This window comes from Flavilitoribacter nigricans DSM 23189 = NBRC 102662 (assembly GCF_002646595.1).
In the GTDB taxonomy this organism is placed as follows: domain Bacteria; phylum Bacteroidota; class Bacteroidia; order Chitinophagales; family Saprospiraceae; genus Flavilitoribacter; species Flavilitoribacter nigricans.
In genome coordinates, this window is record NZ_PDUD01000017.1 from 355,812 (window position 1) to 378,301 (window position 22,490).

General features: G+C 52.4%; 21 protein-coding genes. 12 read left to right on the forward strand and 9 right to left on the reverse strand.

Going from position 1 to position 22,490, the window contains the following annotated elements:
• Positions 1–74: 74 nt before the first annotated feature.
• Together CRP01_RS10575 and CRP01_RS10580 are read right to left on the reverse strand one after the other, a co-directional pair.
• Positions 75–1,247 carry an ankyrin repeat domain-containing protein gene (locus CRP01_RS10575; RefSeq protein WP_099149992.1) on the reverse strand — a complete coding sequence of 391 codons (1,173 nt, stop codon included), beginning with the start codon at positions 1,245–1,247 and terminating at the stop codon, positions 75–77.
• 28 nt (positions 1,248–1,275) lie between these two features.
• Entirely contained in the window at positions 1,276–2,781 is a 1,506-nt protein-coding gene (locus tag CRP01_RS10580) for an AAA family ATPase (RefSeq protein ID WP_099149993.1), read from the reverse strand.
• 74 nt (positions 2,782–2,855) lie between these two features.
• Here CRP01_RS10580 and CRP01_RS10585 point away from each other — a divergent pair, with 74 nt between their 5' ends.
• The 3 genes from CRP01_RS10585 to CRP01_RS10595 all read left to right on the forward strand — a co-directional run bounded on the left by CRP01_RS10585 (position 2,856) and on the right by CRP01_RS10595 (position 4,839).
• On the forward strand, positions 2,856–3,320 hold the full coding sequence (locus tag CRP01_RS10585) for a hypothetical protein (RefSeq protein WP_099149994.1): 465 nt from the start codon (positions 2,856–2,858) through the stop codon (positions 3,318–3,320).
• A 125-nt stretch (positions 3,321–3,445) separates the two neighbouring features.
• Positions 3,446–4,552, forward strand: coding sequence for a DNA replication/repair protein RecF (recF, locus tag CRP01_RS10590; RefSeq protein WP_099149995.1), 1,107 nt, complete (start codon positions 3,446–3,448; stop codon positions 4,550–4,552).
• On the forward strand, positions 4,549–4,839 hold the full coding sequence (locus CRP01_RS10595) for a DUF721 domain-containing protein (RefSeq protein WP_099149996.1): 291 nt from the start codon (positions 4,549–4,551) through the stop codon (positions 4,837–4,839). The genes recF and CRP01_RS10595 overlap by 4 nt, the downstream gene beginning before the upstream one ends.
• A 69-nt stretch (positions 4,840–4,908) precedes the next feature.
• Here the strand turns inward: CRP01_RS10595 and CRP01_RS10600 are convergent, their stop codons facing one another.
• Positions 4,909–6,540: a S8 family peptidase gene (locus tag CRP01_RS10600; RefSeq protein ID WP_233752663.1), complete on the reverse strand. Its 1,632-nt coding sequence runs from the start codon at positions 6,538–6,540 to the stop codon at positions 4,909–4,911.
• 263 nt (positions 6,541–6,803) lie between these two features.
• On the opposite strand from CRP01_RS10600, the gene porG reads away from it, so the two are divergent.
• Positions 6,804–7,676 (forward strand): type IX secretion system protein PorG, encoded by an 873-nt coding sequence (porG, locus tag CRP01_RS10605; RefSeq protein WP_099149998.1) that lies wholly within the window; start codon positions 6,804–6,806, stop codon positions 7,674–7,676.
• A gap of 275 nt (positions 7,677–7,951) precedes the next feature.
• Here porG and CRP01_RS10610 read toward each other — a convergent pair whose 3' ends face one another.
• Positions 7,952–9,292, reverse strand: coding sequence for an amidohydrolase family protein (locus CRP01_RS10610; protein WP_099149999.1), 1,341 nt, complete (start codon positions 9,290–9,292; stop codon positions 7,952–7,954).
• Between the two features lie 271 nt (positions 9,293–9,563).
• Between CRP01_RS10610 and CRP01_RS10615 the strand changes: the two genes are divergently transcribed.
• Positions 9,564–10,262, forward strand: a complete 699-nt coding sequence (locus tag CRP01_RS10615) for a hypothetical protein (protein WP_099150113.1) — start codon at positions 9,564–9,566, stop codon at positions 10,260–10,262.
• A 145-nt stretch (positions 10,263–10,407) separates the two neighbouring features.
• Positions 10,408–10,800 (forward strand): hypothetical protein, encoded by a 393-nt coding sequence (locus CRP01_RS10620; RefSeq protein WP_099150000.1) that lies wholly within the window; start codon positions 10,408–10,410, stop codon positions 10,798–10,800.
• Between the two features lie 13 nt (positions 10,801–10,813).
• Here CRP01_RS10620 and CRP01_RS10625 read toward each other — a convergent pair whose 3' ends face one another.
• From CRP01_RS10625 to CRP01_RS10645, 5 genes are all read right to left on the reverse strand, one after another.
• Positions 10,814–11,437 carry an aminotransferase class IV gene (locus CRP01_RS10625; protein WP_099150001.1) on the reverse strand — a complete coding sequence of 208 codons (624 nt, stop codon included), beginning with the start codon at positions 11,435–11,437 and terminating at the stop codon, positions 10,814–10,816.
• Positions 11,438–11,440: 3 nt separating this feature from the next.
• Positions 11,441–12,481: an aminodeoxychorismate synthase component I gene (locus CRP01_RS10630; protein ID WP_099150002.1), complete on the reverse strand. Its 1,041-nt coding sequence runs from the start codon at positions 12,479–12,481 to the stop codon at positions 11,441–11,443.
• Between the two features lie 106 nt (positions 12,482–12,587).
• Positions 12,588–13,901, reverse strand: coding sequence for a 1-acyl-sn-glycerol-3-phosphate acyltransferase (locus CRP01_RS10635; protein ID WP_099150003.1), 1,314 nt, complete (start codon positions 13,899–13,901; stop codon positions 12,588–12,590).
• A gap of 52 nt (positions 13,902–13,953) precedes the next feature.
• Positions 13,954–15,042, reverse strand: coding sequence for a mechanosensitive ion channel family protein (locus CRP01_RS10640; protein WP_222845693.1), 1,089 nt, complete (start codon positions 15,040–15,042; stop codon positions 13,954–13,956).
• A 347-nt stretch (positions 15,043–15,389) separates the two neighbouring features.
• Positions 15,390–16,592, reverse strand: a complete 1,203-nt coding sequence (locus tag CRP01_RS10645) for an N-acetylmuramoyl-L-alanine amidase (protein WP_099150004.1) — start codon at positions 16,590–16,592, stop codon at positions 15,390–15,392.
• Between the two features lie 334 nt (positions 16,593–16,926).
• Between CRP01_RS10645 and CRP01_RS10650 the strand changes: the two genes are divergently transcribed.
• From CRP01_RS10650 to CRP01_RS10675, 6 genes are all read left to right on the forward strand, one after another.
• Positions 16,927–17,586: a heme exporter protein CcmB gene (locus CRP01_RS10650; protein WP_099150005.1), complete on the forward strand. Its 660-nt coding sequence runs from the start codon at positions 16,927–16,929 to the stop codon at positions 17,584–17,586.
• Between the two features lie 216 nt (positions 17,587–17,802).
• Positions 17,803–18,861, forward strand: coding sequence for a cytochrome c biogenesis protein CcsA (gene ccsA / locus CRP01_RS10655; RefSeq protein WP_099150006.1), 1,059 nt, complete (start codon positions 17,803–17,805; stop codon positions 18,859–18,861).
• Between the two features lie 48 nt (positions 18,862–18,909).
• Positions 18,910–19,131: a CcmD family protein gene (locus CRP01_RS10660; RefSeq protein ID WP_099150007.1), complete on the forward strand. Its 222-nt coding sequence runs from the start codon at positions 18,910–18,912 to the stop codon at positions 19,129–19,131.
• Complete coding sequence (locus CRP01_RS10665) at positions 19,124–20,548, forward strand: Glu/Leu/Phe/Val family dehydrogenase (protein ID WP_099150008.1); 1,425 nt, start codon at positions 19,124–19,126, stop codon at positions 20,546–20,548. The genes CRP01_RS10660 and CRP01_RS10665 overlap by 8 nt, the downstream gene beginning before the upstream one ends.
• A 292-nt stretch (positions 20,549–20,840) precedes the next feature.
• Complete coding sequence (locus CRP01_RS10670) at positions 20,841–21,314, forward strand: Lrp/AsnC family transcriptional regulator (RefSeq protein ID WP_099150009.1); 474 nt, start codon at positions 20,841–20,843, stop codon at positions 21,312–21,314.
• Between the two features lie 24 nt (positions 21,315–21,338).
• The gene (locus tag CRP01_RS10675) at positions 21,339–22,178 is read left to right on the forward strand and encodes a TraB/GumN family protein (RefSeq protein WP_099150010.1); all 840 of its coding nucleotides are present in this window, start codon (positions 21,339–21,341) and stop codon (positions 22,176–22,178) included.
• Positions 22,179–22,490: the final 312 nt, after the last annotated feature.

Consider the following 22,490-nt stretch of genomic DNA (forward strand, 5'->3'; position numbering starts at 1 on the left):
GACATTACATTTAATTCAACCACCGGGTCGTAGGTTTCAACTAATGGAACCGAAAAACCAGTAATGATCCCCCATTATTGCTCAAGCAGACTTTCCTGAATGATGGTACCGATCTCCGGATTGTTGCTGTAACGGAGCATATCGTACAAACCGGCACCTTCAAAACTCTTCAGGTACGGGCTCGCGCCACCGGCGAGCAGGGCTTTCACGGCGTCAACCTTCCCGGCTGCAGTAGCCAGCATGAGGGGCGTATAGCCGTTGATACCCTCCTGGGCATTGGGGAAAGCACCGGAAGCGAGCAATTCCTGAATGATTAGCGTATGACCGGCCTGGGCGGCGGCCAGCAAGGGGGTGATCCGGAAAGGAGCGCCGGCCAGATCCGGATCGGCCTTAATGGACAGCAATCGGTTGACGATATCGCCGTGACCAAAACGGGCGGCCCGCGCCATGGCGGTCTCCCCTACCCCGTTCAGGGCATCCTTGTCCGCGCCCTGCCGCAGCAGGTACGCCAGGATCTCTTCCCGCCCCATTTCGGCAGCCATGACGAGGGCCGGATTGCCCAGTTCATCCGTTTGATCGGGAGAAAGGCCGGCTTCGATCAGGTCTTCGACCTTCCCCGCATCATCGTTGCGAATGGCAGTAAACAGAGCAACGGCTTCCGCACCGATCGGATCCCCGGCTCCCTGCTCGATGAAATACCGGACCAGATCCCGGTGACCGCGGTGCATAGCGATATCGACCGCGCTGCCCTGTTTACTGGCCACCGACCAATCGGCGCCGCGTTCCAGATAGAGTTTCACCAGATCCAGATGACCGTAGTAAGTCGCCCAGTTGAGGGGTGTATCGCCCAGGGTATCCTGCATAGTGAGGTCCGCCCCCTGGTCCAGCAGATAGGTGACCAGTTCCGGATCGTTACGCACGCCGGCTTCCATCAGGGCCGTACTTTGAAAATAGGCGGCCCGCCGGGCATTGACATCCGCGCCGGCCTCCACCAGCCTTTTTACGATATCGATCCGTCCGGCATTGACGGCGATGATCAGGGCCGGTGTCCCTTCATCGTCGCGACTATCAGGGGCCGCTCCGGCAGTCAGCAGTGAATCGACCGTTTCGGAACGACGGGCCATGACCGAACCGATCAGTTCACTTTCGGCCGGCGGCGACGGTGGTTCATTCCGGCAGGCAAACAAAAGGATAAGAAAGCACCAGGATACGGTGCCTGGTAATATGCGAACTCCAGCTATCATCATCTATATTCTGCAACATTATTTCCCGTTCCTAATATTCCGGATCATAGATCCGGATAAAGTCCCGTTCTTCCAATTCCTGAACGGGCTTTAAACGAAAACGTTGCTTGTGGAGCATTTCTTCTGCGTAAGGGTGGTCAAAATTCGCAAATTTGGTGGTGGCATTGCGTTCATCCTGAATAAAGGCCCGGCCGAGGATCAGGCCGATCTTGGCCAGATCGTGGTAAAAATACTCCTTAAGCAGGGGCAGAATATGCAATTCGAATACCCCGCGGAGATCATCCAGATCGCGGATCTGCAGAAAATAGGCATGGCCGATCCGGGCCTGTTCGTCCAGGAGCGCTTCCATCCGATCGTTGATGGCCTGGAGTAAACGCTCCAGATCGACGCCGGCCACCATGGGCCGTTCGGCCAGTTCGGAGATGAGAGTATGGTCACTAGGAACTTCCAGAAAAGAGAATCGGCGCCGCAGGGCGATATCCAGGGATTCGGTGCTGCGGTCGGCAGTATTCATGGTGCCGAGCAGGTACAGATTAGCCGGCACGCTGAAAGCCTTTTTGGAATACGGCAGGATGGTGCGTAATTGCTCGGCACAACCGTCGCGTTTATTCGGTTCGATCAGACTGATCAGTTCCCCGAAAATGGCGGGCAGATTCCCCCGGTTGATCTCGTCGATGATGAGTACGAAACGCGGCACGGAATCCCAGTCGCCAGCGTTTTCGGTTACCTTCTCGGCCGCCCGCCGGCAAAGCTTTTGGAATATTCCCGCTTCTACCCGGTAATTCACCTGGTCATTTTCCACTACCGGTTTGATACCTTCGATAAAATCTTCGTAGGCGAAGGACTGGTGGAAGGTCACAAAATCGATACGCCCCGCTTCCTGGTAGCGGTCAAACCGCTTTTTGAGGGCCGTTCGCGGTTCGAGGTCCACTTCTTCCAGCGGTCGGTTTTCGATGATGGCCACGGCGTGGTTGATGGTGCGAAAGGTCTTTCCGGTGCCGGGCGGGCCGTGCAGGATCAGGTTGAGTGGTGGGTAAAACCCCGGATTGATAAAATATTCCGTTTCGGGCTCGTGCAGAATATCCTGCTGGGCGACGAGAGATGCAATGGATTCGAATTGCGCTTCGGTGGCCCGGTAGTTGGTTCCGGATAGTCCCGCGTAAAAGGAGTCGACTGTGCCCGCCGCCTGGAGCATCTCCGCGGTAACGGGACGGTTCCAGAGGTTGTAATCGATCCGGATGGTAACGCGGGCTTCGGTTTCGACCGCTTCCCGGTAATAAGGCATTTCTTCCGGTAAAGGGTCCGTCACCGTGGGATCCGACAGAACGGTTGCCAATGCGTAGCAGCCCTGCGCTTTCCCCGTCTGCCAGATGATCACCTTATCACCGGACCGGATCCGGTCCGTATGGGCGCGCACGGGAAAACTGAACAGCGCTTCCGCCCGCAGGGCATCGCGCAAACGCAGTGTTTTGAAATTGGATTGAAACAGCCAGTAGGCCACGGATCGGGCCGCCGAGCTGTTATTTTCTTTTGCCATTCTTATCGGGTCTTAACGGCATTAAGATACTTTTTTTCCCAAGTAAGTAATAGCTTTGCAGCAAAAGCTTAGCTATGCAGGAAGTTTTTCAACCTACCCATCAGGAAGATCAGTTTATTCTCTACCTGGCCATTGTACTGGCCATTGTGGGAGGCATCGGTCTGGTGCTCAGTCTACGTAAAAAGGCCACCGGTGAAGCCCATACCCGCAACATGCTCGTTGCCATGTTGCTGTTCTTTCTGACCACCATCAGTGCGGGAACGGCCCTCTTCAGCTGGCTCAGCATGCGGAAAACCGGCCCCGTGACCATCACTGCCGATGCCATTGAGACTCCCTACGGGAAAGTGAACTTCAAGAATATTCGCAATGCGGAGATCATTACCGATTCTCCCGTTCGCCTTATCCCAACGAGCAACGGCCGGGGTACGGTCAAACTGCTCCTGATCGAAGAAGATTCGGGGAAGGCCCACGTGATGAGTGAGGAAAATTACGACATTCAGCGTATCTTCGGGGCCTTGCGGGAAGCGATGAAGGGATGATCCCGAAGCTCAAATACGGTGGTGATCTTATTTGCCGGTCGGGCTTCGGCAGCACTGAAATACGATAAGTCCTCCGCTCCGGCAAACATTCGAGTCCCGGTATCAGATACCAAAACAAGGTTATTTTGGAGATTACTCAACTTATATTAACCAATTTTAAAAATTACGAAAAGGAAAGCTTTCAGTTCTCTTCGCAGATCAATTGTCTGGTGGGGCGCAACGGTATGGGCAAGACCAATCTGCTGGATGCGATCTACTACCTCTGCATGGGCAAAAGTTATTTCGTACCCAACGATCGCTATCTGTCGCTGCACGGTACGGACTTTTTCCGTATCGAAGGACATTTTGATCGGGAAGAGAAACGCGAAAAGATCGTTGCCAAGGTGATCCCCAAAAAGAAAAAGGAACTGGAACGCAATGGAGTGCCCTACGCCAAACTGTCGGAACACATCGGTTTTTTACCCGTGGTGATCATCATTCCGGATGATACCCTGCTGGCGACCGAAGGCAGTGAGGCCCGCCGGCGATTTCTGGACAACACCATTTCCCAACTGGACCCGCTGTACCTCAAACATCTGATCCAGTACCAGAAGGTGCTGCGCCAGCGCAATGCTGCCCTGAAGCAGATGGGCGAAAGCGGTCGCTTCCAGGAATCCCTGCTGGAGGTTTACGATCTACAGTTGCAGATGCCCGGACTGTACATCAGTGAAAAGCGGGAGGCTTTTGTGGAGGAATTCAATCCCATACTGGCGCAGGTCTACCGGACGATCTCCGGCGGCGCGGAAACGGCCAGTTGCAGCTATCGTTCACCGCTGCAGAAAGAGCCTGACCTGATGGAGCTGCTGCGCAAGCACCGGGATAAGGACCGTATTCTCCACCGCACCACTACGGGCCTGCACCGGGACGACCTCGTGTTTAACCTGGACGAGTTTCCGCTGAAGCGCTTTGCCTCCCAGGGACAGTTGAAATCCTTCATTCTGTCCCTGAAACTGGCCCAGTACGAACTCATCAAAAAAAATAAAAACCAGCGGCCGCTGCTGTTGCTGGATGATATTTTTGATAAATTGGATCACCACCGCGTAGACCATCTGCTGGCATTGTTGCTGGATGGCGATTTCGGTCAGGTATTCATTACGGATACCGATCAGAAACGGGTCAGCCAGATGATCGAATCCCGAGACAGCAGCTACCGGGAATTTTTAATCACCAAAGGAAAGGCCACTGCTTTATGAATAAGCACAATGAGAAAACCCTGAAGGAAGCCCTCCACGCAATGGTGGACCAATACCGGCTGAAGGGGAAGTTGAACCAGACGCGTATTCGCAGTCACTGGGAAAATATGATGGGCCCTTCCATTGCCCGCTACACGCGGGATATCAAGATGGGCCGGAAAAAATTATACATCTATCTGGATTCCGCGCCGCTCAAACAGGAGTTGTCGATGGGAAAAGAGAAGATCCGAAAAATGCTGAACGAAGCGCTGGGCGAGGAGTACATCGAAGAGGTGGTTATCCTATAATTTGCAAGGGTGGTGCGGCGATCAAATGATCACCGTACCACCCCTGCAAACGTCAAACGCTGGTATTCCTTAAGGAACTACCACGTCCTTCTTATCTTTTTTCTCTACTTTCTTCCACTCGAACTTCCGCTTACCTTTCGTCATCATCGCCTGCTTAACGGCTTCGTAGGCATTCACCATACCACCGGTAACACTCAGGTCGGAGAAAGGAACCAGTTCTTCGGTACCCGGCTTGATCACTTTCCCTTTGAACGGCTGGGCGGAATCCATGATGATGTCTTTCACCTGATTGGCCGTTAGCGTCGGGAAATAAGAGCGCAGGATGGCCGCTACCCCGGCAACCGTCGGAGAAGCCATACTCGTACCTTGCAGTTTTTCGTATTTATCGTTGGGAACGGTCGCGTAGATCTCCACACCCGGCGCGAATACATCCACAAATTCCGGGCTGTAGTTGGAGAAAGAAGCCACCAGGTCCTCCCCTTCACCGTAGTTCAGGGCACCTACCTCGATCCAGTTCTTCGCCTCTTTGGGCGCGAACAGGCCTTTTTTGGCGTAGCGATCGTTCGGATAGTTGTTATCCATTTGGTTCTGCTGGGCAGCGTTACCCGCAGCGTGTACCAGCAGTACGTCGTTTTTCTTGGCGTATTTCACCGCGTCGTCCACAGCTTTTTTGTAAGGAGAGTATCCTTTACCGAAGCTCATGTTGATGATCTCGGCGCCGTTATCCACCGCGTAGCGAATGGCATTGGCAACGTCTTTATCGCGTTCGTCACCGTCGGGGACCGCACGCACAGACATGATCAGCACATTGTCGGCTACGCCGTCCATGCCAATATCGTTGCCGCGTACCGCACCGATGATACCCGCTACGTGCGTGCCGTGCTGGGCGTCGGGGCCTTCCACATCGTTGTTGCCGTAGTTGCGGTCTTCTACATTGCTGGGATCGTCACCCACGATAGAGCGGGCGTCGAAATCCGGGTTGTAGTTGTAGTTGAACTGTCCGTCCAGGTAATCGAAATAGCCTTTCAGCTCTTTGTAAACGTCACCGAAACTCTGGCCCTGTTCTACAAAACCCTGCGCCATATTGGCCACCTGGGTCATCACCGGATCTTCCGTTTTGAATTTCTGCAGATCTTCAATCGTGATATCGGCGGGTTCTTTACCCACCTGCTCGATCAGTTTGTCGAATGCACCCAGAATGGCACCGAACTGCATTACTTTCGGTCCGAGATCTTCACGTTTGTTGTCGATCTCTTCCTTATATTCCTGAAACTGTTCGAATTCTTCTTTTTCCTTTCCGGAGAAATCGCTCGCGCTTTTGCCTTCGTATTTGCCTTTCAGCTTGTTGTACAAACGCACTACTTCGAGGTTCTCCTGCTGCACATTCTTACCGTCTTTTCCACCGATAAAGTTCCAACCGTGGATATCGTCAATATAGCCGTTCTGATCATCATCTATGCCGTTACCGGGGATCTCGTCTTCGTTTACCCACATATTGGCGGCCAGGTCTTCGTGTTCTGCATCTACACCGGAGTCGATCACCGCAACGATCACTTTTCTCGCCTGACGACCTTTCAGTATTTCCTGATAGACTTTTTCCGTACTCAATCCAGGATACCCATCTTTATCTTGGTTCAGATGGAACCAGTTGTTGGGAGCAGCATCCTGAGCCATCGCCCAACTCGCCACTAACATCAACATCCCAGACAACAAATTTTTCAAAATCATTCGTGTCATGTTATTTTTTAATAAATTTTTTCAGATTAAAGAACGTGATTAAAATATAGAAGTTGCTTATTTTTCTACATAAACGTGTAAAATACCTTTCATCTCGGCAAAAAGACCGATTTTTGACAATACCTTAACATCGGCGATGTTGAGCACTTGCCGGCAGAAGGTACAGGAGGAACGGACAGCTCAGCGCCCCCTTCGCAGCGATATCCCTCATCTAAAAACAGTACATCATGGACAACCCAAGTAAAATTCTGGTCGCCCTGCTCGGCTTTTTTCTCAGTGTAAGCCTACCGCTTTCCGCCCAACATTTCGAGTTCGGCCTGCTCGGCGGCGCATCCAATTATCTGGGTGATCTGAGCAACAACTCCCGGACCATGTTCATCAAAGAGACCAACCTGGCCGGTGGCGCTTTCATTCGCTATAATGTGCACGAAATGGCCACGATCCGACTGGGCGCCAACTATACGGTGATCTCCGGACACGACCAGAACGCCACGGATACCGAGCTACAGGGTCGCAATCTGAGCTTTTCCAGCCCGGTGATCGACATTGCCCTTATTGGTGAATTCAATGTGCTGGGTTACCAGCCCTACAACTTATACCGCCCGTTCTCGCCCTATCTTTTTGTCGGGATCGGCATGTTCATGTACGACCCCAGTACCCTCTACGAAGGAGAGAAGGTAAAGCTCCGGCCCCTGGGCACGGAAGGGCAGGGCAATGAAGGACGTCCCGCGCCCTACGGGAAATCCGGGATCTCCATTCCTTTCGGTTTAGGTTTCAAATATGCGCTCAGCGATAAGATCAACCTGGGTCTCGAATTCGGTGCCCGCCATACCAACACCGATTACCTGGACGACGTCAGTACCATCTTTGTTGATCCGCAAACGCTAAGCCCGACTGCCGCCGCACTGAGCAACCGGAGCGGGGAGATCGCCGGCAATGACCTGTCGCGTTACAGTCCGGGAATGGCCCGGGGAGATGCCCGGAAAAAAGACTGGTTCTTCATCGCCGGATTGACTGTTTCCTACAACTTCATTGATAATGGTCTGGTGGGAAGTCGCGCTCGCCGGAGCGGCGGCCGCAAAGGATGTCGGACGGAATAACAGTCCGGGATTCATGCGAATTAAGAGTTATTTTTGTAGGGAATGTGCCTGTAGACTCAAAATGTAGGTAGCCAAAAGACCATTTCATGGCTTAGCGTGCTTTAGATATGCCGTGTAAAAACACATTGCGTACCTACGGCACGCTGGATCTCGCGAATTATTGGACGTTCTACCCATATTTCGTCCTTACAGGACTTTTGTTTATCTCCTGAGATCCATTCGCAGGGATTCGGTACGCCCGACAGAGCAGACGTACCGAATCTCCGGGCTACTTTTTATTTATACCGCTTGCCGTGCTTCAGGACCAGATCAACGTCCTGCAACAGGCTGATATAGCGCAAAACATCTCCCTTAACGGCGATGATATCCGCGTATTTTCCCTCACTGATCGTTCCTACCTCTTTGTCTACGCCCATCAGTACGGAGGGCCAGTAAGTGGCGGCCTTGATGGTATACATGGGATCGATGCCGAATTCGTTGACCCATACATCCAGTTCGTTCCAGGTAGACTGGCAGTGAAACTTCATGGGAATACCACTGTCGGTGCCGGTCAGCAGCACCACGCCGGCATTTATCAGTTGCTTCACTTTTCGTTCCAGGGTCGGCCGGCGGGAAGGCGTCAGTTGGAAATAAGGTAATCTTCCCGGGTGCTGGATGGATTGTTCTATGTCGGCGATGATATCCTCCGGCAGGTCCAGGTGCCAGCAATCATTGTCCAGTTTTTCCGGATTATCCCGCAGGTATTCGTAGTTGTACAAGCCCTCCACGGTGGGCGTCCAGAAGAGAGGCCCTTTGTTCATCTGGGCGGTCCGTTCTTTGATCATCTCCATGACGTCGGCCGGATACTCGGGCGCCGAAGACAAGCCGGTATGTTCAAAGCAATCCACACCGGCAGCCAGTCCACGCCGGATCTCCTCCGGACGGTGCGCGTGGGCCACTACCGTCAGGCCGTGCTGGTGCGCTTCCTCCACGACCGCCTGCACCTCCTCCGTACTCATCTGATCCTGATCGATGAGTTTGATACAGTCCACTCCGGCTTCGGCCAGGCGGCGTACTTTGGCCCGGGCATCGCTCACTCCGTTGACGCCCCAGCGAAAAGCTTCCGTTCCGGGATAAGGCTGGTGTTGGATGAACGGACCAGACATATACATGGTCGGCCCCGGCAGTTCGCCCCGGTTGATCCGGTCCCGGACCGCAATACTCGCGTCCAGGGGAGCACCCAGGTCCCGGGCGCTTGTGATCCCGGCCAGCAGTAACTGATGGGCCGATGCCGGCATGATGATACTGGCCAATTGGTCGATGTAGGCCGTATCCCAGTGCGCGTAATCCGCGTGGCCGTTGATCATGAGGTGCACATGCATGTCCCAGAGCCCGGGCAGCACACTCATGCCTTCGGTGGAAATGATCTCGGCGCCCTCCGGGATCTCGATCTGTCCCACCTGACCGATCGCTTTTATGCGTTCTCCTTCAACGATGACCACGCTGTTGGCCAGTGGTTGCCCGCCGAAACCATCGATCAGTCGCCCGCCAACCAGGGCCTTGATACCGTTAGCCTGGGCGAATATCCAGCCCGGTAAGCACAGTAAAATGAATAATGTGTAAGTGAGTTTTTTCATACCTTCTGAATTGTGGTAAGTAAGGTATCAAATTTCCGCCTGACTACCCTCCGACCCCGGGGAATTCCTGAGCAATAATGCCTTCGGGGTCAATTCGGCCGTTTGTTTACCGGTAAATGGCCGGGATCTAAATTTTAAAAAACATTAAATGGTAAGAATTTTCTGGCTGAGTATAATACGCCATTGAATAAAACCAAATTATTTCTAGTGAACAAAAACTTGTTTTTAAAAGCGAAAGCCCTTACCTTTGGTTGGAACCAAAAAATCCGGCATGAAGAAACAAGCTGGTCACCGTAAATATAATTTCCCGGACGCCGATCTCTACCTGCAGTGCATGGAGCGGATCCGCTACGCCGCCCGGGACAAAAAGGAATTTGCCCAGTACGGCTACGATGTGGATCGCCTCAAGGGTTTCCAGAATCTCTGTCAAAAATTCCAGGCGTTGCCGGATGACGACGAGCTACTGGGCGATCAGATGATCACCACCGAAAAGAAATACAAAGCAGCGGAGAATCTGAAAAGTGCCATCCGCAGTCTGATGACCCGCGTTGCGATGAAGTACAGCAATCGCAGCGGTCGCTACCGTAAATTCGGTACCGCCAAACTCGGGGATATGACCGATGCCCAGCTATTGTTCTGCGGCCGCCGTGTAATCCGGGTAGCCCGGCAACAAATGGATTTTCTGGCCGATCAGGGGGTAAACGAAAACGTACTCAGCCGGATCGCCAATGCCTGTAAAGACTTTGAAACGGCACTGAACATCCAGCAGGATAAGGTGGCGGATCGCGATATTTCCGTGGAACTGCGGGTAGATCAGGGTAACCGCCTGTACGATGAACTGATCGTACTCTGTAACATCGGTAAGGATATCTGGGCGGAAAAAGACCCCGTGAAATACGAGAACTACTGCATCTACGAAAGCAACAACGACCAGAAGATCGCCCGGAAAGAACGGGAAGCAAAATCCTAAAGCTTTCGGTTTCCTGGATAAGATCAATGTAGGCACCCGGATGGTAGCTGAGGCAGAGTCTTCAGCTTGCCGGTACCAATAAATTTGCTCCGGATGGATGGTCTGTCCGGAGGATCGTTTTTTGCTCACTTCTGATGACTAAACCATGAAAAAAGAACTCCTCTTCAGCGCCATTCTGGCCACTACCCTGTTTGTCTTTTTCCGTCTGGTAATTTTCCGGGATCATTGGGATGCCGGAATAGATGTGTCTTGGCACGACAGCTACTATGTATTATCGCCGGTGCTGACTACCGGCTGGCTGGTGGGGCTCATCCTGTTCCTGGTGTACTGGGTTCGTTCGCTTCGCTCCTGGTTCCAGTACCGGCCGATCAACACCGTCTTGTTGGGCCTCAGCGGTTTGCTGGTGCTTTCCCACGGTCTGCTCTTTATCTTTTTGCAACAAATGGGGTCCAGTCCGCTCTCCGTATTGGTGTTGGGAATATTGCTGACCAGTTTATGCAGTCTCGTCTTTTTGGGCTGGAAAACCCGGCAGAGATAAAGCGGGATCCAATTCAGGCCGATATCCGGATCTGTTCCACTGCGATCCGCGGTGCCTCCTCCCATTCCATCATGCCATTGATCAGTCGCATTTCCCGAAATTGCGGCAGGTCCTGCACGTGGATATCCGCGGCATGGATTAAACCGGCTCGCAGATAACGGCCCCGGGCCGTACCCGGCAAAAGCGGGCGGGCGGGCGTAAACCATTTCGAACCGTCGAAAAGAGCAATATTGGCGTAAGAGGTATCGGTAAGTAAACCGTCGCGAATCAGCAGTACATCGTCACCGTAGGTACGATCCCGAAAGAGTTGCTGGAGAGCTTCCCGGTCTGCGTATTTGTGGGCGTATTGGACGTTGTCTGCCTGCACCAATTGCACCGCAGTAACCGGCCGGATGCGGTAGGGTTGGATATCGATCTCTTCAATCGCCGCGCCGTACACCACTCTGAGTTTAAAAAGCCCTTCCTTATACGAATTCGGAATGTCAATCGCTTCGGATAGATCAATGGCCGGATATTGGTCGTAGTAATAGCGATGGCTCGCATTCAGGCGCGCCTGGTGGGCCGCCAGATAGGGCATCCGGCCATTCTCCAGACGGATGGTTTCGAGTAAGCGGGGAGCCTGCTGACCGGTCATCATTCCTTAAATTTCAAGTTGTAAACGTCCGGTGCCTTTAGATCTTTGCCCGGAAGCCGAGCCGCCGCCCAGCGGAAGATCCACTTTGCGGATCATTTCGTGGTATTCGTCCGCCGCCTGGCTGAAGGTCGTGATGCCGCCGCCGGATTTGAATACCAGTCCATCCGGATCTTCCTCTACGTAGCGGATCAGCACTGCGCTGTCCAGATCACGGCCGTCGAAAATGCCCGCTACGCCGGTGTAGTAACCGCGTTCGTAGCCTTCTGCGGCCCGGATCACTTCTACCGTTTTTGGTTTGGGGGCTCCACTGATGGAACCGGCTGGCAACAGCCGAAAGATCAGCTCGCCGATGTGTTGGTAGTAATCTTCGGGCAGGTCACCGCTGATCTCCGAACTCGTTTGCCAGATGCCGCCGCGACTGGTCCGGATCCGGTCCAGATAGCGGTAGCGATCTACCCGCACCCGGCGGGCTACCTGACTCAGGTCATTTCGGATGAGATCCACAATGGTGGCGTGTTCGGCCTTTTCTTTCGGATTATTCAGCAGTACGTCCGGACCGCCCGGTACGGCGGTATCCAGGGTGCCCTTCATGGGATAGGAAAAGATCCTTCCCTCCCGGATCCGCACAAAGGTCTCCGGCGAGAAACAGGTAAAATGACCACGCCACCACAACTGATACGGAGCATCAGTAATTTGAAACATTTGTTGTAGATCCAGATTAGTGGTTAAGCGTGTTGGAAAAGTAAGATTTAGTAAGAAGGAGTCTCCGCGGTGGAGATGTTGTTGTACCAATTCGTAAGACTGGTTGTACCGAGTAAACGGAATTGGGACGGCCTCAAAAACGATATGTTCAACCGTGGGACCGGGCGCAGATGCCCTGTTTCGAAAATCCGGAAAATCATACTGTAAAACATCCGGATCAATATCTTGCAAAGGGATCACGATGGGTTTAAGCTGCTCAAAGTCAATGATGAACAAAAAGGGGCAGCGATTTTTCCCCAGGTGATTCATATAAGATCGCGCATCAGTTTTTTGGAGTACTTGCATCTTTATCAGTCAAAAATTTTCAGTACCCGGTAATTCCAAACGTCCGCTGGAGCTAACCGGTTACCGACCGACTTTTTATCTTTAGACGTCAGTACTCATGAAAACGTCACTTCTCTTCCGAAGGTTGGGTGGTTTTCAATTGCTTGAAGAAAGATAGGATTTTTTGGCGGTCCTCCCGCAAACTCTCCCGCGTATTCTCATCCACTTTTACGAAACGGCGCTCTAATTGCAGGGTACGGTATTGCTCGCGGTAGATCACTGCGTAATAACCCAGCAGAAAGAGGATGGCGACCAGCGGAATACCCCACCAGCCCAGGGCCGAAGTTCCGATCAGTAGCCAGACAATCGCCCAGATGAGGAAGGCACCGATACCGACGGCCAGCCGGACCGGCTCGTAGAATTCGATAGAACGTACATTTTTATCCACGACCCATTTAGCCAGTTTAAGCGGTGGGTAGGACCAGAGCGCACCAATGAGAAAAAATGGCAAACCAACAGCCAGCTGGACACCCAGACCGCCGCTCTTTTCGTAGTGCCGGCTGACGACCTGATCTTCCAGTCCCAGAGCATCCAGTTTTTCGAAATACAGGTCCAGCCAGCTCCAGAGCTGGTTTTTATCTTCTTCTTCGATCCGATTCACCGTATTGGCCACATCCAGCTCCATTTCCAGCCGGCTCCGGTCCTGCTCCAGCACGGGAAAGCGATCTTCCGGATGGTCCGAACGGTGCATGACCAGCAGGCGCTCGGTCAGTTCTTCGTCATTCGGCGCTTCGATCACCACAATGCGCTCCAGCATCTCCTCGCGAAGATCATCGGTAATCGCCGAAATGGCCGCATTGGGTTGGGCATTGTAACTTTCCATGTATTCCGAAGCCAGGATGGGATGTCCGAAATCGATTAGGACTTCGGAGCGGGACTGGTCGGCGTAGGTGTAGTTCACCCCTACCGGTACCACGTAGACTTCACCGATCTCCGGATTTTTATCCAGGGCGCCCAGGGCGATGCGGGCGGTTCCTTTGCGCAGCGGCCGCAGGCGCTTTTCGTGAATGCAGCGTCCTTCGGCCAGGATCATGATGGTCTTGTTCTCGCGCAGGGCCTGGAAGCAACTTTCAAAAGTGGCGTAGTTCTGCTTGAGATTGCTGTAGCCACCGTCCCGCATGCGGTATACCGGCAACATGTGCAGATTGCGCAGCAACTTATCGTAAAATGACTTCTTGAAAAAATCCCCGCGTACCAGGAAGTACAACGGCCGGTCCAGAAAACACGCCAGGATACAAGGTTCGATAAATGCCGTGGGGTGGTTCGCCGCCAGGATCACCGGCTTCCCCTTCGGAATGCGGTCCGCATTCGACATTTTGATCTTCTTGTAATTCGCTTTTATGGCCAGGGCCGCCATCGGCCGTGTAATCGGATACAACATAATCGGTGCAAGTTGGTCGGAATTTAACCCTATGCGGCCAAAGGTACAAATCTTACTCCTTCAAGGAAGCATCTTTTAAATCATTATAGTACTGCATCCGCATTTTCGGTAAACTTTCGGGTTGCTCCTGCTGAATAAAGTTGATCATATGTTCCCGGACCTCGCAGCGCAGATCAAAGGCATTACCCGCATTGGTAGCACTCACCAACAAGCGGATTTCCATCACATCCGGTTTGGAATCCGTGACCTGTACGATACCGACGCGCTGGTCCCACAGGCGGTGGTTTTCCAGGAAATCGGTCAGTTCCCGGCGCAGTACTTCCACCGGAAAGGTGTAGTCCACGTAGAGAAAGACCGTTCCCAGCAGTTCGGACGTGGTGCGAGTCCAGTTCTGGAAAGTCTTGTCAATAAAGTACTGCAGCGGCACCACCAGTCGTCGCTGGTCCCAGATCTTGATCACCACGTAGGTCAGCGTGATCTCCTCTACCCTGCCCCATTCGCCTTCCACGATGACGACATCATCGATCCGGATCGGTTGGGTAAAGGCGATCTGGAAACCCGCCAACAGATTGGCGATGGATCGCTGAGCCGCAAAACCCACGATGATCCCCAGCACCCCGGCCGAGGTGAGGATACCCGTTCCGACTTTACGCACGCCTTCAAACTGGAGCAGGATCAGCGCCAGGGCGATCACGAACAGGACCACCTCGGAAACCCGCCGGATGTATTGGAGCTGGGTCAGGATCTTCCGTTCGTCCAGGTTGTCCTCCACTTTAATGTCGAACTGCTCGCGGATGATATCGGCCACCATATCGATGACGCGCAGCAGCAGCCAGGCCACGATGATGATCAGGACGATCACCAGGGTTTTGGCCCAGATCCCGGAGGTTTCTTCCGGTACCAGGCTGGAGTTCCAGACAATATTGGCCATCAGCAGGGGCCCCAGATAACTTACCGGTCCGTTGATGTGCTGTTTAAGGATCTTGGACATATCGCCGTTCCAGCGCCGGAAATTCCAATACAGGACCTGCATAATGATCTTCGCGATCACCCAGCCCAGCACCAGCGCACCGGCCAGGATGGTGGGTAAGCGCAGTAAAGCGGGCAGGTTATTTAACCATTCGTTGAGGTTTGCTTCCATGGGTTAAGCAACATTTACAGGATGATCCGAAGGTAGTATCGGCCGTAATGCAATACGGCATCACAGGAGCGCTTCCTGCAAAATGAACCACCGGATCATCGGATTTACTAAATTCAACTAAACACACCGTCCCGACCGGCCAGGTGCATGTCCTGCGGCGGAGAATGGCGGTACCTATCTTTTGGTTAGGGATCAAGCGCAGTGCGGGCGATCAGTCCTGAACGTCAGGACCCGGAGCAGATACGGGTGTCCAATCCGGAATACCCCCAATCTCCGGTAGGAAGATCAGGCGCACAGCTACCCGCCGGGCACTATCATTTTATTGAAGGATAAAATACGGAGCTGCCCTACTTGGACAAGCCCTCAAAAAGCCAATCGGCCAGCAACTGCCGGTTCCTTTCGATCAGGATACGCTGCTGGTCACCGGGATTGTGGATATTCGCCAGCTCTACGTAAACGCTGAGCGGCTGGGTTTCCCGGAGCATGTGCAGATCCCGGCCCGATACGGTACCGTGAAAATAACCGCCCTTGCGGTATTTGGCGTACTTGGCCTTCATGGTACTGTGCAGGGCATCCGCTACCTTTTTGCCGGAGGCATTGCCCGGATAGTGGTAAAAGTACACATCTGTCCGTTCGCTCTGGCTGCGGGAATCGACGTGGATCATAATGGCTGTCTGTTCAACAACTCCCTGCGCTTTATGTTTCTCGTAGAGGGCATTGATTGCATCGGATCGCTGAAAAAGGCGGGTTTTGTGGCCGTAGCTCATCTTAATATTTCCCCACAGCACTTCATCTTCGTCACAGTTCAGATAACGATCGGAGCGGATGCCGTCATCGGGGTCACGGTTGATCATGTAGGCGGTAGCGCCGTGCGAGATCAGATTGCGGCACAGGCGGAGCGCCACATCGTAGGCGTATTCATCTTCACACAGGTAGCTTTTACCGCGTTTGGCCATAGCGCCGGGGTCCGGTCCGCCGTGGCCACTGACTACGTAAAACACCTTGCCCGCCAGCTTGTTGCTCTCCAGGGGCGTGTAGGCGTATTTCGAGCCGAAAATATCGAAATGCCTTTTGCCTTTAGCGCCGGTTTCTTCGGGGTTGTCCACTTCCACGGCAACCGGTTTGGCGGGTTCCTTATCAGCTTCCGGGCAGTTGAGAATATGGTGTGGCACCCAGAGTTCGCGATCCTTTTTAAAGGAAGTAGGCCGCATGGCCTTTTCCAGCATCACTTCGTTGTAGGTCTGAATGGCAATGGCCAGGTTCCAGTCGTCAATTCCGATCGAGGAGCGGATCGTTTTGCCATTAAACCGATAAACCTGAATCGGCAACTGATAACTTTTACCGGCCAGCAGGCGGGCGTTGCGCTTCAGATTATTGAGCTTGTAGAACTGGTCAAAATTGCAGGTATACGTATCCAGATCGTATCGTCTGAGAATGGAATAGATACCGTCACCCGGCTGGGCTTTGATCTCAAAGTAGGGAGCATCTTCGGCATGAACTACCGACCAGGATATCATCCAAAGGACCAATAAGTGTGCCGTTTTCATCATGGAGGTTATTATAATATCCGGCTCCGGGCCGGATGTGCTTTCCCGGCGCAAAACCGGATCTAAAATAATACTGTCCGACCGGAAGTCCAGGGAATTTATCCCAGTTTGCCGGGCCGGTACCGGAAGAATTGGAAATGGTCAGAGGTTCCAATCCCTTCCCGCCGGCCAATTTCCGCCCGCACGGGCTCGCGCTCCATACGGTCAGGTGGTGTTTTAACCCGAAATTAGGAGCGTCCGGTTGACTATTGAACTGCATTTGTTAATACAATGCGAAAATATTACTAATCCGACGTACGAGCCAAGAGATCGACCAATTTTTCTCTAAATTAGCGCCATGAAGCTCGTTAAAGAAATCGTTTGGCTGTTACACAAGGACGGGCTCCTGGAATGGAGATCCGGCTATGCGCTCGGAGGCATTTTGTTATATGTACTTTCAACCGTATATATATTGTATGCCTCTTTCGAGAAGATCGAGCCGTCCCTGTGGAATGCGTTGTTCTGGATCGTGATCCTGTTCGCTTCCGTAAACGCCATTACCAAGAGTTTTGTGCAGGAAAGCGGCGCGCGGCAGCTTTACTACTACAGTCTGCTGAGCCCGATCAGCCTCATCCTGGCCAAGATCATCTACAATGTCGGTCTGTTGCTGGTACTCAGCCTGTTGAGCTGGGGCGCTTTTACCCTCTTTGCGGAAAATGCCGTAACGGATAACGGATTGTTCTTCCTGGCTATTTTTCTGGCTACACTGGGATTTTCTATCACCTTTACGTTCATTTCGGCAATTTCCGCCAAGGCCAATAACAATTCAACCCTGATGGCCATCCTCTGCTTCCCGCTGATCATTCCCATAATCATGACACTGATCAATCTGAGCAAAATGGCCCTGGATCTGAAGATAAAGGCAAATATTGAAAATGATCTGTATACGCTGCTGGGCATCGATGCGTTACTGTTGGGTATGACGCTGGTGTTGTATCCTTTTTTGTGGCGGGACTGATCTGATGGCCGGTGTAATCTTTCTGTCAAAGGTTTTACAAAGCTTGTGGGGCAGAGCGGTTCTTCGGAATTTTGGGCGCATTGATGCAACATCCGCACCGGGAACAGCGCCATGTTTTCAGACACGATGGATAGGCCGTCAACTCTGATCGCAAAGTGGGCCGGTCTTTTGGTACGAAATATAGAACTTGACTTAAAAACATCATTATCCATATCCATGATACACAAAAATTGGTGGAAATATCTGGGCGTTGTGATCCTGCTCTACGTACTGACCGTAGGTATGCTGGTTCCTCTTAAGCCCGGTATTTCGGATATCGATCCCTCCAGCGTCCGCACGGGCGAGACCGTTACCTTTAAGGTCTGGGGATACAACTCCAAATTCGCCCAGGCCCAGCAACCCACGCGCGCCTGGCTGAAGCTGGACGACGAGCGTGCCCTGAGTGCAGAACGCGTCGTGGTTAAAAGCGATACCATGCTGGAAGTGGAGTTTCGCATACCTCCCTATCTCCCGGTTTCGCAGAAAGTGCAGGATTTTTCCCTGATCCTGGACAATGACGTGGACGGCCCCTCGGTGTTGCCGAGTGCGGTGTTTATCACCCAGGATTCGGTAGATGCCGCCCGCGGCGAACAGGTGTGGGTCAACAATCCGGTGCAGGACCTCAGTAATGTGAGCGGGATGACCTTTCCTTTCCGGAATATTCTGGGAGAGACCATTCGCAATACGTACTTCCACGTGGCTTTGTGGCTGGCGATGTTCACCATCTTTATCGCCGGGGTTTTCCAAAGCGTACAGTATCTGCGGCTCAGAACTCCCTCCCGCGACCACTGGGCCGTTTCCTACACCACCATCGGTGTATTACTGGGCATTCTGGGTGTGGTAACCGGGGCGATCTGGGCCAAAAATACCTGGGGCGCTTTCTGGAGCTGGGACGTCAAACAGAATACCACTGCGATCGCCCTGCTGATCTACCTGGCTTTTTTCGTGCTGCGGGCTTCGTTTGAAGATCCCGAGCAGAAAGCCCGGGTATCGGCTGTATACAACATCTTTGCCTTCGCGGCGCTGGTACCGCTGATCTACGTGATCCCGCGCCTGACGGACAGCCTGCATCCGGGCGCCGGCGGCAACATCACTTTCGGTTCTCAGGACCTGGATAACACCATGCGTATGGTGTTTTACCCCGCGGTGATCGGCTGGACCCTCATCGGTGTTTGGATGGCGACACTACTCTATCGCGTCAAGCGCATTCAGGAAAAACTCTGGGATGTTTATTAAGATATGAAAACAAAAATCACGACTTTTGGCCCTGCAAAATCCAGCAGCATGAAAAAATACATTTTTGCCCTGACCACCCTGCAACTTTTGTTCACCATTTCAGCTGCGGCCCAAGGTACCGGAGGGAGCGATTTCCTCCGCAGTATTGGAAAGATCTACGTGGTCGTTGCCGTCATCGTTGCTGTGTTTCTGGGCATTGTTGTTTTTCTCATTTATCTGGATAGGCGCCTAACCAAATTAGAAGACCAAATTAAAGATCAAAATGAGTAAACAGCAAAGAAGCTTTTACCAAAGTGTAAGCGATTACTTCGACCGGGCGGCACCCCACACGGGGCTCCATCCCGGTCTGTTAGAACAGATCAAAGTATGTAACTCCGTCATTCAGGTTCATTTCCCGGTAAAGATCGGTAAGGAAGTTAAGGTAATTGAGGCCTACCGGGTACAACACAGTCATCACCGCAGCCCAACCAAGGGCGGTATCCGCTTCAGTAATCACGTCAACCAGGAAGAGGTAATGGCCCTGGCCACCCTGATGACCTTCAAATGCGCCATCGTGGACGTACCTTTCGGCGGGGCCAAAGGCGGGGTAAAGATCAATCCCTGGGAATATACTGCCGGACAGCTCGAAAAGATCACCCGGCGCTATACCACCGAACTCATTCAGCGCAACTTCATCGGCCCGGCCATCGACGTGCCCGCTCCGGACTACGGAACCGGCAGCCGCGAAATGGCCTGGATCTATGATACCTACCGCACCTTTAAAGGAGAAGAGCTCAATGCCGCCGCCTGTGTAACGGGCAAACCCGTTAACCAGAACGGTGTACGGGGCCGGACCGAAGCTACCGGTCGCGGGGTCTACTACGGCATCCGGGAAGCCTGCAGCAATGCGGACGACATGAAAAAACTCGGCCTGGAACCCGGTATCGAGGGCAAGACCATGGTCGTGCAGGGATTGGGTAATGTAGGCTCGTATACATCCATAATTTCCCAGGATGAAGGCGGCGTAAAGATCATCGGAGTATCCGAAGTGGAAGGCGCCATCTACGATCCGAAAGGCATCGACATCCACAAGCTGCTGCAGTTCCGCAAGGAGACCGGTTCGATCCTGAACTATCCGGGCGCCGAGTCCTACAGTAAGGAGTCGCGGAAATCCGTAATGGAGTTCGAATGTGATATCCTGGTACCCGCCGCTTTGGAAAATCAGATCACGCTGGACAACGCCCACCGGGTAAAGGCCAAGATCATCGCCGAAGCGGCCAACGGACCGATCACTTCCGCAGCCGAGAAAGTACTTCTGGACGCCGGGAAACTCATTCTGCCGGACCTGTTCCTCAACGCCGGTGGGGTAACGGTTTCCTATTTCGAATGGTTGAAAAACCTGTCGCACATCCGTTTCGGACGGATGGACAAACGCTTCAACCAGCGTACCTACGACAGCATCCTCGACGTGGTGGAACAGAATACCGGGAAGGACATCAACGAACGCGACCGCCAGTTCATCGCCCGCGGGGCCGATGAGATCGACCTGGTACGTTCCGGGCTGGAAGAGACCATGATCCACGCCTATAATGAGATCCGGGATATCTGGAAACGCAAGAAAAAAGTGGACGATCTGCGGACCGCCGCCTTCATCAGTGCGATCAACAAGATCAGCAGTGATTACATGGCACTGGGGATCTTCCCGTAAGGAAAATTGAGATACAGACAGTGGGGAATGAGCCGATTTTTATCCGTTCATTCCTCATTTCCCATATTTAATTCTGATCATTCAGCAAGCGAAATTTCGCAAGTAAAACAGACATAACTGCCTCAATTCTATTGCTTTTAAAAAATCAAAATTTTATTGTTTATTATTCGGGACTTTAAATTGTTGAAAAAATTTTGATAGGTAATTCCTTTTTTTACTTGTATTTTATTCTATTGCTCAATATCTTAGCGCCCAATATTTAATTTTGTTAATTGAATAACAAACAAGACCGATGTCCGATAAACTAGATAAGATAGACCTCAAGATCTTGAGGATACTTCAGGACAGCAGCAAGATTACTAATCTGGATTTGTCTAAGAAAATTGGACTGTCACCAGCGCCTACCCTGGAACGTGTGAAAAAACTGGAGCAAAGTGAGATCATTCAAAGCTATCACGCTCAGGTTAATCCACAGTCTATTGGATTGAATGTAAAGACTTTTGTGCTGGTTTCTCTGGCCTGGCAAAAGGAAAATGCGCTCAATCACTTCCTGGACAAGATCAAAGAGATTGAAGAGATCGTCGAATGTTACATCATAACCGGTGAAGCTGATTTTCTGATCAAGATCATTTGTAAAGATATTCCTACCTACGAGAAATTGTTGTTTAAGACACTTTCCCAAATCGAAGAGATAGAACGTTTGAAGACCCTCATGACCTTGTCTACCGTCAAAGACAGCAAGGTATTACCCTATAAGTACGACTAATCAGGGTACCGGCTTTCAAACCGTATGAAGAAAAAAAAGAAAAGCCTGCTTTGGCAAATTGACCATTCCGCCTTAGCCAGGCCTTCCTTTTTATTCGGCACCATGCACGTACGGGACGAACAGGCCTTCCGCTTCCTCGACACCGTCCACTACTACCTAGATCAGTGCGACGCCCTGGCTACCGAATACAAGGTAGACGAACAACCCTCTCCCGAACTGGCCACGGCCATGCTACTCCCTGATCACCAGCATATTGTCCATTATTTGCGGCCCAAGCAATACCAAAAGCTCAAAGCGATCCTGCAGAAGGCTTTCGGCCTGAATATTGACCGTTACGGCCACTTCAAACCGCTCATGATCATCAACATCATCAGCGAAAAACTACTGCAAAAAGACCGCCCGCAGGCTCTGGACCTCCATCTCTGGCAATACGCCGGAGACATCGGTAAAACCCAGTTGGGTATCGAAACACTGAACGAGCAACTGCGCATCCTACAATCCATACCGCTCGAACAGCAATTCCAGCAACTGCGCAGTCTGGGACAAAACGTTCGCAAATTTCGCCGGGCGACCCTGAAGAACGCGGCGGTCTACCAGTTCAATGATCCCCAGCGCATTTACCGGCTGGTGCGCAACAGCAGCCACGGTTTGCGCAAACTGCTGCTGTTTCGGCGCAACCACATCATGGCCGAACGGATCGAAAAACTCATCCGCGAGCAGCCCACCTTTTGCGCGGTCGGCGCAGGGCATCTCTCGGGCAAGGAAGGTTTGATCCGGCTGTTGAAACAGCGGGGTTTTCAGTTGCGCCCGCTTCCCATGACGGGCCTGCCGGCGGCCAAACGCCACTCCGGTGATCCGGCCTGATTGCAGCTTGGTAACCTTTCCCAAAAAAATTCCCGTGTCCGCACCCAATAGGCTCCGTTTTATTGAACCCTTTTAGCATTCTACTCGTATAGGGAAAATAGGAATGTGAAAAGAGAAATGAGCGATGAGCAAAAATGCCCATTACTCATTTCTCATTCCTGATTATCTGGTCCTCCGCCCAATGATCTGCCCGCGTAAGTGAGGTGGAAAATAAATTAGAGGGATAATAGCAACGAACTGGTCCGGCACCGGCCATAAAGAAATGATTTTACGGCAATGGCCGCCGTCTGTTTCCCGCTTTTCGCTCTGTAG